We start from the raw sequence: 13,225 nt of genomic DNA on the forward strand, positions 1-13,225 counted from the left end.
AGCTCAATTTAATCTTGACTAGTTCTGAACTTTTATTACCTACAGTGAAAATACAAACCCAGAATTTTAGGGATTCTACAAGTATGAAAACTTCAACAAAAATCATTTGTACAGCAGCTTTTGTTGGTACTTTGGGCTTTGCTGGATTGTCGAGAGTTGTAGGAGCAAAACAACCACAATCTCCGGTAGCAGTTGTACATCAGCATCATATTGCTACCCAAATTGCCCAAGCCAGTGATGGTGATGGTGATGGTGAAACAAACGATGATGTACAAGAACAGCAAGAAGCAGCAAAACTGCAACCGCTAGCTAAAATTACAGGAAAACAAGCACAGCAAGCAGCTGAAGCATCCAGAGGAGCTAAGTCCAGTAGCGTCAAACTTGAAAACGAAGATGGCAACTTAGTTTACTCTGTAAAAATTGGTCAGCAAGATGTGAAAGTTGATGCTGGTAATGGCAAGGTTTTATATGCCGAAAATGACAATCAAGAAGATGAAAAAAATGAAGCTAATCGTCCCAAGAGCAGTATTCAAGTTCCAGATACTGGTGATAGTGAGCGCGAAACCAATGATGATAGTAAGTAAGTCGGGAGCTTAATTAAGTAAAAACTGTTGTAGCACATACTAACTAAACATTTAATACACAGGGATTGATGAAGTTAACCTTTATCAATCCCTAATTTATAGAAGCTGGTAAACGGACATTGAAACAACTACCAAATCCTAATTGGCTAGTGACAGTAATTAATCCACCGTGATTTTGGGCAATCGCTTGAGCGATCGCCAATCCTAAACCAGAACCACCACAATTATAAGAACGTGATTTATCTGCTCGCCAAAAACGCTCAAAAACCTTGTCGATGTGCCCTGGTGCAATTCCTATGCCTGTATCTTGCACTTTGACATAAACCTGAGAACCGACACGAATGGTTTTGATTTCAATCACGCCTCCTAATGGTGTGTAATGGAGCGCGTTTTCAATCAAATTAGAAAATAGCCGCGTTAGTTGAACTGAGTCACCCATCAAGTAAAGATTCTCTGTTAGCTGAGAGATCAAATTAATTTGCTTGGCTCCAGCTTGAGGTTTATAAAGTAGCAATAAGTTTTCCAAGATTGACGTTAAATTGAGACTATCCCAATCCCCATTCGGAACTTTATCGGTACGTGCCAAGAACAGTAAGTCTTCTGTGAGGCGAGTCATCTGGTTAGTAGCACTGGCAATCGCCTGAAACTTTTCTGCATCTTTTGGCCCGATTTCCATAGGATATTCTAACGGTAACTCAGCATTAATTTTGATTGCCATTAAAGGACTACGTAGTTCATGGGAAGCATCAGCAGTAAACTGTTTGAGCCTTTGAAAACTCTCCTCAATAGGTTGCATCGCTTGACGAGTTAGGAAAATGCCACCAATCCCACTAAGAACCAAAGTTATAAGAATTCCACCGCCTAATCCCCAGTCTAATTTTTTGAGAGTTTCATCAAATTCTTCTAAAGATTGACTCACCCTCACATACCCAACCAACTGATTATTGTCGCTATCAATAATTGGTATAGTTGCAGCTTGGATACGAACTTTGCCGCTCTGAACTTGTACCATTTTGCTTGGTAATAATGGTGAGTTTAAAACAGTTTTTCCTTGTTGAGTAACTAAATGGCCTTGAGTATCAAACCACTGTAATGCTTGATGACGAGCAATTAGGTCTTGTGGACGAAAGTCACTTTCAACTTTAAGGCGACCTGCCTCAAATTCTATATTTGCAGCTGCACCTTGTCCTATAGCTGTGAGTTTATCTTTAATTTGTTGAGTCAGACTATGAGCGAAAACAATTCGGACTGCGAGCGCAAATATTCCTAGCAGTGATGCAAAAACTACCAAGTAAGACAACAATAAACGATATCGAATTTTTTGAAACACATTTTTATGGATAGCAAACTATTGGTTATTAACTAAAATCTAGGATGGTACACATATAAGTAATGATTGAGACCAATATTTCTAATTAAACTATTTTACTGATGTCGTAAACGATAACCAATGCCATAAACATTTTCAATCAAGTCTTCTGAAATTCCAGCAGCTTTGAGTTTATTCCGCAAATTTGTAATATGAGTTTTGATACTTCCCTCCCCCGAATATTTATCAAATTCCCACAGTTTGTCAAAGATTGCTGAACGAGTCACAACTTGATTTGGGTGTCTCAAAAAATATTCTAATATCATGTATTCTTTAGGCGTTAATGACAGAATATTCCCTGCATAAGTAACCTGTTGGCTGCCCGGATCTAATTGCAAATCACCGTGGATTAAAATTGATGGGCGCATCTGTGGACTTCTTCGAGCTAAAGCTCTGATACGTGCTGCTAACTCTTTTAGATCAAATGGCTTGACCAAGTAATCATCAGCACCAGCATCGAGTCCAATAATTTTATCGCCTGTTGTATCTCGCGCTGTCAGCATTAAAATCAGAGCATTAGATGAAGCAGCACGTAAACGCTGACACAAAGTGATGCCATCTAATTTAGGAAGCATTAAATCTAATAAGATTAACTCGTATAATCCTGATTGCGACCATTCCCACCCATCAAGCCCATCGTTTGTTACATCCACAATATGGTGTTGTCGTCTTAAATACTCGGCTAATGGTTTGGCAATGCGCTCGTCATCTTCAATTATCAAAATTCTCATAATACTTCATCTCTTAACTTATTAGAGCTTGGTAACATCAAGTTAGGGATGATTTTAGTTACAAACTTTTACAATGTAATGAATTATAAATGATTTGAATTATTGAACACTAATAACAGTGCTGCCACTAATGCAAAGATGCTACTAATTATAAAAGTACTTGTTGATCCAAAGTGCTGCCATAATTCACCAGCTAAAATACTGGCTGGTAAAAGTGCTATGCCTACTGCTAGATTGAGAAATCCAAATGCAGTACCTCGTAATGCAGCTGAAACTTTATCTGCTACCAGTGCTAACAATACGCCCTGACTCATACCCAAATGCAAACCGTACAGAGCAAACAAAACCCAGACTTGCCAAGCAGCTTGAACAAAAGCAAAGCCCAAGTAAACTAGGGCATACAGTAAATATCCCGCAGATAGTAGTTTTACACGTCCAAAGCGATCCGACAAGACACCAGTTGGATAAGCACTAAGAGAATAAGCTAAATTCATCACCAGTAGGGTCAATGGCACGAAAGCGGCTGTAATCCCAACTTGAGAAGCACGAAGTAATAAAAAAGCATCGCTAGAGTTGCCTAAATTAAACAATAGTGCAACTACTACCAAAAACCAGTATTCCCGGCTCAAGTTAGCAAGAGTAGAAAAATGCAGTGGATGATTGTGAGATGCTGTGTTGGCTGTTTTACTCTTTTCGTGTACTCCCAATGCTAGTTAACGCCTCGCGCATTGTGCGCCGCGAACCTTCACCTAAACTGTTCAGATACACCTCTGCTGGGTGCATGGTAATGGGCAGAGGCTCTGTCAGTGCCAGCGACTCTGGGCTAAAATTGTTAGCGTAAATGCGAAGCAGTTTGTCGTCAGACATCGCGCGGGTGTTCACGGCAAGTTTAATGAGGCTTTGAATTAGATCCTCCCTCAAATGTGCCTCTCTGTACACCTTCTAGCCTCCCTGGATTGCGAGAATACAACTTCTCTGCATTAAATAACCTGCCACTTCTTCATAGACCCGTGCCAAGTGCTGACGAGGAAATTTTTACAAGAGCCATGAGGCATTGGCTCTTTTAGAACCAGTTTCAATTGCCAATTCCACGTTAGAGCCATTACGTGTAATTGCTGCCTATATATATTGATCTGGCGTGATAGCTTTTTTGGCATTGAGCCGACAATCGGGTAATTTCCATTTATTTCTCCATCTGGTCATTCGTTGCGATCGCTTTCAAGACTGCACTCCCATGCAATCACGTCAAATCTCGCCACTATTTCAAATACCGTAATATGCTCTACGCTACTGGCGAGATAACGACAGTCGCAGGGAAAGCGAGAATCAAAACAGCTTGTCAACGTACATCAGTATTGTTGACATAATGCGTTGGCCCTAGTGTTCTAGGTATTAGTTATAATAAACGCAAAATATAGGAGTAAGTATTTACTTCTACTTTTTCTAATATAAGGAATACAAAATGAACTTACCTAAGTTATCAGCATTTCAACTTGTTAAAGCAATCAATCATGGAAGTGGAATATCCGATTTTCGGATGGCTAATAAACTTTATCCTCTTTTACAGGAAGCAAAAAAGAACCCTAACCAATCAATTGGCAGTGATAATTTTTCTAAAAACCAAAAAGAATGTATAGAAATACTGAGGAAGCTCATTCAAGCACAAAATATACTTACTCAACAAGAATGTGTAGAAAGGCTTGAAAAGCTTATGCAACTCGAAGATATACTTACTCAAGAAGAATGTATAGAAAGGCTTAAAAAGCTTATGCAACAAGATTTGTTAACTTTAGAAGAAGAGAAGCGACAACTTCGAGAAAAATATTTATCAGAGTATTTAACTAAATTTGGGTTATAGCCGAAAGGAAAAAAGTCTAAACTTTAAAACATAAACTTTCAATACTTCTGCGATCCTATAGGAATCCTATTTGATTTTTGAAAAAAACCGTATATCCCAAAAGTGGGAAAATCAAAGCTAGTGTTTCGGATAAACCACTCAAACATCCACTTTAAATGAGAGAGTGAGCAATTTTGCATTTGTAACTTTAATTAACGGTAGGAAAATTGCAAAGAAAGTATTGGGTTTGTGCAGAGAATAAAGGCTTTGTAGGATAATTTTCACCCTGGCTCGTTGTGGAAATTAGGAGTATTGCGATGAGTTAGGTAGCAGAGGAGTTAATGAATGCAGACTTAGGAGATCAACGGCGAAATTGACGTTTGATAACAATAGTAGAAGATTTAGCGACACAATAAACTGCAAAGCCTATAGTGATTTGATACCTAAATATATTGATATAACGTTGAGCTTTTTTGGCTTTGAGCCGACAACCGTGTAATTTGGGTTTATTGAGAGTATGTACTGTACTCTGCCGTTGCTCTTGGCAGCCCCCATAAAGGCCACATCAATCATCTGTTCAAATACTAAATTTTTTGGGAATACTTAGTTTACGTTTTACGAGACATAAATAGATACTTTACAACCCTGGATAAATTGCAATCTCGATAAAGTTGGCATCTATCTAGGGTTTTTTATGTTTATCTTAATAGCATTGATTTAAATCTATACATTCACCAGATCACCCAATTTATCGCCGACTACAATTAACGCCTATTTAAATTTTTTGGCTTTTCCAATTGACCACGCTACCTCTCCCCCCTTCCTTTGTCCCGCCCTGGTAAAAATAAAACCACCATCTTCAAACTTTGTACCGTACCCGCGAACTGTAGCTGGAGATAATTTGAGCAGAGTCGCCAGTTCACGAGTGCTAAGTAGCCAACCATTTTTATAAGCTTCTTCCAATGCCCGCAGATGGGCTACTGGATCTGGAGCGGTCGCTAGTCCCGGAAGCTGGCGAATGATCGCAGGAATTAGCCGTGTCACTAACCCTTCAATTAGTTGCGGAAGTTGACCGAGCTGACTGGCGGTCAGTCCGGTCACTGTTAACTGACCGTCAGACTGACTGGCAGACTCTATGCCAGAATCAAAATGCTCAGGCTGACCGCCGGACTGTCTGGCGTATTGGTCGGCAAAGTCCGCCATGCTGCCACCTGCTTTCATGTGAGCATCTAGCTGGTCAAGCAACTCTAATTGCTCTCCACTGACATAAGACTTATTGCCAATTTTGGTTGGCTTGATGCCTAACCGATTGATCCGATCGTAGAGGACGGATTTAACAATCCCGTACTTGTCGGGGAGCTGTGCTACTGGCACTCGGTCGAGTTGGGTCATAGTCGGCGGTCTGACTGGCAGACAGTTTGTGTAACAGCATACACGCTTGCACTGACAATTAGCAACTGCATTCACTACCGGACTGACCGCCAGTCAGGTCGGAGTGTCTTTGAACCGCTTGCCTCGGATGTCGTGAAACTATCAAATCCCGACAAAAGCGCGATTGCGTACCCGCCCGCTGGAAGCGATCGCTCTTGCGGGTTAATCTGGGGCTGAATGCTTTACAGTCGGCGTTTTTACATCAATGTAGCCTATGAAGTTGTATATTTTCATTTCTTTGAGCAACTTTAGTTCGTAAATTCTCCACGACCTTTCTTACACTTCCTATCTGTCACGTTCTTTTTTCAAATTGGTAGCTACTATATCCTTGACAAGCTGTAAAAACTCATTTAAGACAGTAGATTGGTCATTGCGCCGCATTAGTGCAACAATCTGGATTTCCAAGTTTTCTCCTTCAATTGGTCTGTAGACAACTCCCTGACGCTGAATGTTTTGGGCATTTTTCAGCAGTAATGATACCCCAACTCCACCTGCAACTAAGCTCAATACAGTCAGCATCCAAGTTGCTTCTTGGACAATTTTTGGTTCCCGACCAAAAACCTGTTTACAAAAGTCGATAATTTGCTTATAGAAGTGGACTATCTCTGGTGAAGGTAAAACAAAAGATTCATTTGCTAATGCCTTGAGTGGAATTTGAGATTTACTCGCTAGTTCGTGTGACTCAGGTAAAGCAATCACCAGTGGCTCTTGCAAAATAAGCGTAGAAATTAAATCAGGATGATTGTCAGAGGGTAAAAAATCAAACCCAATATCAATTTGGTAATCAAGTAATTGCTGTCTTTGCTCTTGAGGTGCTAATTCATATAAAACAAATTTGACATCGGGGAAGCGAGAGTGAAGAACTTTCAAAATATCTGGCAAAACACTATTAATAATTGAGCTATTAACTGCAATCCCCAACTCACCTATCTCGCCGCGACTAGCTCTGTATGCTCGTTCCTTTGTCCGTTCAACTTGCTTAATAATCTCAACAGCATCTTTCAATAACACTTCTCCAGCAGGAGTTAATTGACTAGTATCCCTGTTAATAAGTATAGGCTCTAAGCGCTTTATCGGGTCTCCTAAATCCTTTTCCAACCGCTTAATACGTCTGCTCAGAGTCCCCTGGTCAATATTCAGATGTTCCGCAGCCCGACTGAAGTTGAGTTGGTTTTCTACTAAAACAAGAAAAAACTTTAGATTCTCTATATTCATAAATATACCTACTATGCAAAATTGTCCTAGTTTTATACAAAAGTTAATTTGACGAGGAGCATCCTAATTGTTGAAAATTTTAGTGCGTAGATAGATAAGTCCAACATTATTAGAAATTATTTCAGTCTGCTGATACCTTCTTATGCAAATTTATCTGAGTCTGATGCAATATCTGATTTGACTTTATATAGCCAGTTATGGACTAATTAAATTTAACCTTATATCAACAATCAGTATGCCTGAAATAGAGCAAATAACAGACTTCATTATTGGGATTGTAATGATTATTGGGGGAATGCATGGAAACGAACTCACAGGAGTACATCTAATTAAATTGTTTGAGCAATTCCCCCATTTAATTCAACGCTCAGGCTTTCAAATCCAGACTCTGTTAGCTAATCCCGAAGCTATTGCACAATGTAGACGTTATATTGAAACAGACTTAAACCGCCGCTTCAATAATCAAGACCTACACAACCTGACACTCTCTAGTTTTGAAGATAAGCTAGCAAGGCAAATCTACAATAATCTCAAATCACAAATTCAATCACAGATAAATATGTTTGTGGATTTGCACAGTACTACTGCAAACATGGGTTTGACTCTTATTCTAATCAAACTTGATCCTTGGTTGTTACAACTAGCAGTATATCTGAGTTCAATTAATCCAGAAGTGAGAGTTCTTTATATACCATCTCATGCAGCAGATGGCTTTCTGATTTCTCAATGCGAATTAGGTTTTGCTCTTGAAGTTGGCCCTGTACCTCAAGGCGTGTTGAATGCAGTTTTATTTCAGAAAACAAAGTCAATAATTTATGCCATTTTTGACTATGTACAAGCATTCAATCAAGGTTCAATTCAGTCTCAAACCAATACGCTCACACTTTATGAATATGTAAGAACTATCGATTATCCCAGAAATGAGCATGGAGAGATTCAAGCGATGATTCACCCACAGCTTCAGTCTAGAGATTTTGAGCCTTTAAATCCTGGAGAGCCGATCTTTCTTACTTTTGACGAAGAAACGATTACATATAAAGGTACATCGACTGTTTTCCCTATTTTCATTAATGAAGCTGCTTATTACGAGCAAGGCACTGCCATGTGTCTAACTAACAAGCGACAAATTATCGTAGAGGCATCATGAGCAAATTATTGGAATACTTCGTTGCTGGTATTTTTATTAGCTTGTTCTGGCTTTTCTGGCAAGCAACTGTTAGCAGAAACTCAAATCCAGTTGATGCTTGTGTTGTCAAGCTTCTTAAGGAAACTCAAGATAAGATACTGTACTCTGACCTGAAAAATAAGTGTGATAAAATGTGTCAAGACCTTGAATTAGAAGGTTGTCAAGCAAATATTCCATTTCCTTAAGTGATATTGGCGTAATTTAGGAGCGCTTTCATTTTATGACTTTTGGGGGAATGAGAAGAGGGCTTTTTCGGCTCTAGTCCATTGTTTTAACGTTACAAATCCCCCCAATCAAAATTCAGGAAGCGTCGAGCATTCAGCTTAGTGTATTTTTCAGTGTGTTTGATATCACGGTGTCCTAGAAAGTCTTGAATTTCCCTGGTGTTATAACCCTGATTCACCAGATAGTAACCGCAAGCATGGCGCATCATGTGACAGTGAACTTTGATATCAAGCCCAGCCTGTGCTGCCAGCCGCCCAAGCAGCTTTCGCACTGCATCAGTAGACATCACCTCACCACGCTCAGAAACGAAGATATATTTGCTATCAGGCAACATCTCTCTGAGTTCTTTGAGCAAAACTAATTCATCATCTCTCAGGGGATGCACCCCTGAATCACTACCCTTTTCCCTGGTGATGAAAATCTGGCGTTCGGCCCACATCAGTGCATCCCACCTTAAACCGCACTTAGCCCCTACAGCTTCCCCTACCCTCAGACCGTGGCGAAACATGAGTAACATCAGTGTATAATCACGGTGAGAATAACGAGCTTTGCGATCGAGGGCGGCATCAAGGAGAGATCGCACCTCAGTTGGTGTAAGGTATTCTCTAGACCTGTAATGCTTGTTGGGTAGACGAGTTGGGGGCGGCGGCCTCATTTATTTCTGGTGATAGTGTCCGGTTTAGGCGATGTATTATGGACAGTCTACTACGCCACAAGCCCTATTCTCTCGTTGAGAGACGCGCCACTCAAGAGTTATTGCGAATAGTTGTCATTTAATAAGTACGTCTGCTTTAAATACGGTTTGGTTAAGAAAGTTATCTGTTGGAGCAGGTATAGAGAAGAGTTAGCTCAGCAATAACTCTCTTTTCTCCCCAGCTTATCTGATATATGGACATCTCAGGAAAGTGGAGAGGCATTATACCTTATAAAGTTATGTTGCAATTAGTGCAGTTGTAGAATTATCACAAAGTGGACAATTTGGCAATCTTTAATCCTAAAACTACTTGGCGTATAGGGCATCACCGTGCCAAAACGGGGAAATTGTACGCTAAGGCTAAAACCGTTGCCCAGCAAGCATCTTAGACGCTTGCTTTTCTAAGCATCGGTGCGCGATCGCTAACTCTCCTAATTGCGCCTTAACCCTTAATGGGTTTGTCGTTAACTAAAAGGCTTTCTAAGTACTTAAGCAAAATTAATTTTATATTATGTAAATAGTAATTTAAAATATCTTCTGGTTGTCAATAAGGTCAAAAAATGCGATTTATTAAAGATTTAAATATTGATACAATCAAATTACTTAACAGAATATATAAACAAAGTTCTCATTATCAAGTAAAACAGAGAGCGCACTGTATTTTGTTGAGCTATAAAGGAAAAACAATTTCGGAATTGATGGAAATTTTTCAAGTCACTCGAGGAACCATATACAATTGGATGAATGATTGGGAAGAATACAGATTGTTAGGACTATATAATCGCCCAGGGCGAGGCAGGAAACCAATTTTTAATGAACTTCAAGAGCTCCAAATCAAAGAGTGGGTAAAACAATCACCAAAAAATTTAGGAAAAGTATTAGCTCAAATTGAAGAGCTCTGGGGAGTCAAAGTTAGTAAAGATACAGTAAAACGAATTTTAAAAAACTTTGAAATGACATGGAGGAGATTTAAAAGGGGATTAGCAGGAGAGCCAGACCCACTGGAATATAAGGAAAAACAGGAGGAACTCACTGTTCTAAAACAACAAGATAAATCTGGGGAAATTGATTTAAGATATTTAGACGAAACCGGATTTTGTTTAACACCTTATATACCTTATGGATGGCAAGAAAAAGGAGAAAATATTAAAATTGATAGTAGTCGTAGTCGTCGCCTAAATGTACTAGGATTAATGAATTGTGCTCAAGAATTAGATGCCTATATATTTGAAGGAAATGTTACAAGTGATGTCGTTATCTCTTGTCTTGATAAATTCGCTGGAAATCTTCAAATAAAAACCATTGTAGTTATGGATAAAGCGTCTTTTCACACAAGCAAAAAAATCCAGCAAAAAATTAGCGAGTGGCAAGAGAAGAAATTAGAAATATTTTGGCTACCATCCTACTCCCCTCAATTAAATTTAATAGAAATTCTCTGGCGTTTTATCAAATATGAATGGATAGAAATAGATGCATACTCTAGTTGGTCAAATTTAGTTAACTATGTTGAAAAAGTCATTCGAGATTTTGGAGAAAAATACATAATTAATTTTGCATAGATACTTAGAAAGGTCTCTCTATGCAAATACCAAACGTACAAATCTTTTTAGGAACAACCTGATCAACCAGATTAGTAACTGTAGGTATGTTTACACCTGGGAATAGTTTCTTGACAGTATTGATGTAACCGTTAATTTCAGCAGTAGTGCGAGCAAACTCAGAAAAGCCAGAAAAGCCCACATCAAAAATACACCCTTCCATCAAATCTTGGCTTACTTTTGCCTCCATACAAGCATTACGCGCTTTTTCGATCTGGTCTGAAGACAGCATTTCTAGTTTCAAATATTTATCTGGGAAACTAGTATCTGTATAATTAGCTGTGGTTTTACCTGTTGGATAATCAAACAATGATTCTTGTGGCTTAACTCGCCAACTGTTGCTGAAGTCCTTGTAAAGTTGCTCAAAATAAAGTTCCTCAGAACCTTTTAAAGAGGAAGGAAGTTGACCAATTCCCACCAAGTCTAAAACCTTTTTCAAATCTCCATAGGTTGACTTTGACGCTAAGGTACTACCACCACGAATTTTCTGATCATCATCGGGTTTACCATTAAAATCACCAAGTAACCCGCTAATGCGTTTTGGTTGGTTATATACAAAAGGTGAAACATTAAAATAGTAATTACCTCCAACCTGAGCTAAGGTTGCTACTAATTTCTCACCAGAGGGGAAATCTACTATATAAGAATTCACATTTTTTGCAATTTTTCCCCCGTCAGACAAAGATAAAAAATCATCTTTTATTGATACTGGTTTCCCATTAATTCGTAGGGGAGTGTTACTATCTGCATCTGGCAAATCTTGGGAATAGAGCGCCACTCTATCTTTACCTACTTTCATGGCTACAGCGCTATTCAATGATAGTGATGAATTTACAGGTGTTTGTCGTACCTGTACTTCTAAATCATCATCGTTGGATTTTACTAAGATAAATTCGCCCACTGTTTGAAAACTATATTTCAATCCATCAAAAGTGATTAAGTGAGGATCACCGTAACTCTTACCTTCTTTTAGTTCGCATTTTTTTTGTTTTTGATTATCTGGTTTTGATTTACATGGGTTTTCTTTTGATTTTGATGGGATATTTTCATCTAGCATACCCATCAAAGCTTTAATTGAATACTCATTTGGTAAATTTTCAATGATTTGATTGATATAGTCCTTGCTTGCTTCAACTGCTAAGTTTCTTGCTTTCTTATATCCATCTTTAGCGAACCCATCCTTGTCAGGTTCATCCTTATTAAGACCTCGACAGTTAATACTACCGTGACGAACTTTATATGAGGGAGCTTGACATGATATACGTAATCCAATGCCTATGAAATAACCTGATGTGAGTTTTGTTATATCTCTAGTGCCAATAAACTTAGGCAGAAGCTTACCCGGATCATCTTCTGGGGCAGGACGGAGAGTAGAAAATCTATTAGGGTCGGTAATTACTTGTCGCCCAAGGCGTTTGTCAATCTCCGTGAAACCTAACTCAACCCAATTAGTGTGGGCGTAAAAATCCTGTACTGTGTGTAAGGCACTACCTAGACGCGCCCGTGCCATTCCTCCTCTGCTAGGTAGAGAAGGATCGTAAGGGCTAACATTAGGGTTGGGAGTAAGATAACGAATAATTTCTTCCTTAAGGTCTATAAGTCGTTGTGAAGAAGCTTCAAATTGTTCATTGTCAAAATGATTTTCTGGCTTAAAAAAATCTTCGGAAAAGAATTTGCTATCACGTGTAGTAAGGTATTCTGATACGGATTCTGGGTCTTTTACTTCCGGCAGAATATCCGTATTCCTATTATCATCAATAATTTGCCTAATAGCTTGATCACAAAAACGAAGCTCGCCTACGTTGATTGTATTTAAAGCATCTCTCGTAATACTAAGGTGTCCTTTTTCGCTAGCTTTGAATGCTAAACGTAAATCAAGTTTTTTATTAATTTGTTCTAAATTTTTAAATGACTTTGAATTTAACTTGTCTTCTGGACATTTGGTAATTTCCCCTACAGATGGAAAATCTGCTGCCATTACACGCTCAAATTTTACTTCTTGTATATAAGCCATACAAAAAGCAGAATTAAATCCCAAAATTGTGCAAGATAAAAATGCTAAAGTACGGTTTAAGAATGTACTATTAATAAAAATCGAAGTTGCTACTGTAGTGAGAAAACTAACCATAGCTATTAACTTAAATTTCACATTTTGCATAAATTAATCATTATAAATTTGGGGTTTTCATTACTTAGAGGCTGTTTGAAAAGTCAGAGAAATAGTAAAAAAGCTCTCTCAGTATACGCTGTAAATAGATAGTAGACAGCACTGAGAGAGCAACATGAGTAAAGCATACCCCAGCCAGAGCGGCCGCATTATGTCAATAAGTAAAGTCTATTCTCAACCAAATTTCA

Annotated in this window: 11 protein-coding genes and 2 pseudogenes; 5 read left to right on the top strand and 8 right to left on the bottom strand. The window is 38.7% G+C overall.

Translation table 11 applies throughout. The features are described 5' to 3' along the window. Positions 1-83 precede the first annotated feature (83 nt). Positions 84-584, top strand: coding sequence for a PepSY domain-containing protein (locus WKK05_RS41760; protein ID WP_341532269.1), 501 nt, complete (start codon positions 84-86; stop codon positions 582-584). Between the two features lie 91 nt (positions 585-675). On the opposite strand, the gene WKK05_RS41765 is transcribed toward WKK05_RS41760, so the two are convergent. From WKK05_RS41765 to WKK05_RS41780, 4 genes and pseudogenes are all read right to left on the bottom strand, one after another. Beyond that, on the bottom strand, positions 676-1,914 hold the full coding sequence (locus WKK05_RS41765) for a HAMP domain-containing histidine kinase (protein WP_341532270.1): 1,239 nt from the start codon (positions 1,912-1,914) through the stop codon (positions 676-678). Between the two features lie 95 nt (positions 1,915-2,009). After that, a complete protein-coding gene (locus WKK05_RS41770) occupies positions 2,010-2,684 on the bottom strand; it encodes a response regulator transcription factor (protein ID WP_341532271.1) in 675 nt (224 codons plus the stop codon). Positions 2,685-2,767: 83 nt separating this feature from the next. Then, positions 2,768-3,346 (bottom strand): annotated as a pseudogene (locus WKK05_RS41775) (MFS transporter); the annotation flags it as partial. A gap of 43 nt (positions 3,347-3,389) precedes the next feature. Further along, positions 3,390-3,551 (bottom strand): annotated as a pseudogene (locus tag WKK05_RS41780) (integrase); the annotation flags it as partial. 595 nt (positions 3,552-4,146) lie between these two features. Here WKK05_RS41780 and WKK05_RS41785 point away from each other — a divergent pair. Further along, positions 4,147-4,542, top strand: coding sequence for a hypothetical protein (locus WKK05_RS41785; protein WP_341532272.1), 396 nt, complete (start codon positions 4,147-4,149; stop codon positions 4,540-4,542). A 750-nt stretch (positions 4,543-5,292) separates the two neighbouring features. Here WKK05_RS41785 and WKK05_RS41790 read toward each other — a convergent pair. Both WKK05_RS41790 and WKK05_RS41795 read right to left on the bottom strand, forming a co-directional pair. Then, on the bottom strand, positions 5,293-5,913 hold the full coding sequence (locus WKK05_RS41790) for a MarR family transcriptional regulator (protein ID WP_341532273.1): 621 nt from the start codon (positions 5,911-5,913) through the stop codon (positions 5,293-5,295). A 324-nt stretch (positions 5,914-6,237) separates the two neighbouring features. Further along, entirely contained in the window at positions 6,238-7,167 is a 930-nt protein-coding gene (locus WKK05_RS41795) for a LysR family transcriptional regulator (RefSeq protein ID WP_341532274.1), read from the bottom strand. Positions 7,168-7,402: 235 nt separating this feature from the next. Here WKK05_RS41795 and WKK05_RS41800 point away from each other — a divergent pair, with 235 nt between their 5' ends. Beyond that, on the top strand, positions 7,403-8,314 hold the full coding sequence (locus WKK05_RS41800) for an aspartoacylase (RefSeq protein WP_341532275.1): 912 nt from the start codon (positions 7,403-7,405) through the stop codon (positions 8,312-8,314). Beyond that, positions 8,311-8,538, top strand: a complete 228-nt coding sequence (locus tag WKK05_RS41805) for a hypothetical protein (protein WP_341532276.1) — start codon at positions 8,311-8,313, stop codon at positions 8,536-8,538. The genes WKK05_RS41800 and WKK05_RS41805 overlap by 4 nt, the downstream gene beginning before the upstream one ends. Positions 8,539-8,630: 92 nt before the next feature. Here the strand turns inward: WKK05_RS41805 and WKK05_RS41810 are convergent, their stop codons facing one another. Continuing rightward, positions 8,631-9,233 carry a tyrosine-type recombinase/integrase gene (locus tag WKK05_RS41810; RefSeq protein WP_341532277.1) on the bottom strand — a complete coding sequence of 201 codons (603 nt, stop codon included), beginning with the start codon at positions 9,231-9,233 and terminating at the stop codon, positions 8,631-8,633. Positions 9,234-9,832: 599 nt separating this feature from the next. Here WKK05_RS41810 and WKK05_RS41815 point away from each other — a divergent pair. Then, positions 9,833-10,831, top strand: a complete 999-nt coding sequence (locus WKK05_RS41815; protein ID WP_341531590.1) for an IS630 family transposase — start codon at positions 9,833-9,835, stop codon at positions 10,829-10,831. A gap of 4 nt (positions 10,832-10,835) precedes the next feature. Here WKK05_RS41815 and WKK05_RS41820 read toward each other — a convergent pair whose 3' ends face one another. Beyond that, positions 10,836-13,028: a VWD domain-containing protein gene (locus WKK05_RS41820; RefSeq protein WP_341532278.1), complete on the bottom strand. Its 2,193-nt coding sequence runs from the start codon at positions 13,026-13,028 to the stop codon at positions 10,836-10,838. Positions 13,029-13,225: the final 197 nt, after the last annotated feature.

Origin of the sequence: Nostoc sp. UHCC 0302 (assembly GCF_038096175.1) — a bacterium.
GTDB lineage: Bacteria > Cyanobacteriota > Cyanobacteriia > Cyanobacteriales > Nostocaceae > UHCC-0302.

Excerpts from the sequence above, each read along its gene's own strand:
- WKK05_RS41760 (WP_341532269.1), top strand. The coding sequence starts at position 84 with ATGAAAACTTCAACAAAAATCATTTGTACAGCAGCTTTTGTTGGTACT.
- WKK05_RS41770 (WP_341532271.1), bottom strand. The coding sequence starts at position 2,684 with ATGAGAATTTTGATAATTGAAGATGACGAGCGCATTGCCAAACCATTA.
- WKK05_RS41785 (WP_341532272.1), top strand. The coding sequence starts at position 4,147 with ATGAACTTACCTAAGTTATCAGCATTTCAACTTGTTAAAGCAATCAAT.
- WKK05_RS41790 (WP_341532273.1), bottom strand. The coding sequence starts at position 5,913 with ATGACCCAACTCGACCGAGTGCCAGTAGCACAGCTCCCCGACAAGTAC.
- WKK05_RS41795 (WP_341532274.1), bottom strand. The coding sequence starts at position 7,167 with ATGAATATAGAGAATCTAAAGTTTTTTCTTGTTTTAGTAGAAAACCAA.
- WKK05_RS41800 (WP_341532275.1), top strand. The coding sequence starts at position 7,403 with ATGCCTGAAATAGAGCAAATAACAGACTTCATTATTGGGATTGTAATG.
- WKK05_RS41805 (WP_341532276.1), top strand. The coding sequence starts at position 8,311 with ATGAGCAAATTATTGGAATACTTCGTTGCTGGTATTTTTATTAGCTTG.
- WKK05_RS41810 (WP_341532277.1), bottom strand. The coding sequence starts at position 9,233 with ATGAGGCCGCCGCCCCCAACTCGTCTACCCAACAAGCATTACAGGTCT.
- WKK05_RS41815 (WP_341531590.1), top strand. The coding sequence starts at position 9,833 with ATGCGATTTATTAAAGATTTAAATATTGATACAATCAAATTACTTAAC.
- WKK05_RS41820 (WP_341532278.1), bottom strand. The coding sequence starts at position 13,028 with ATGCAAAATGTGAAATTTAAGTTAATAGCTATGGTTAGTTTTCTCACT.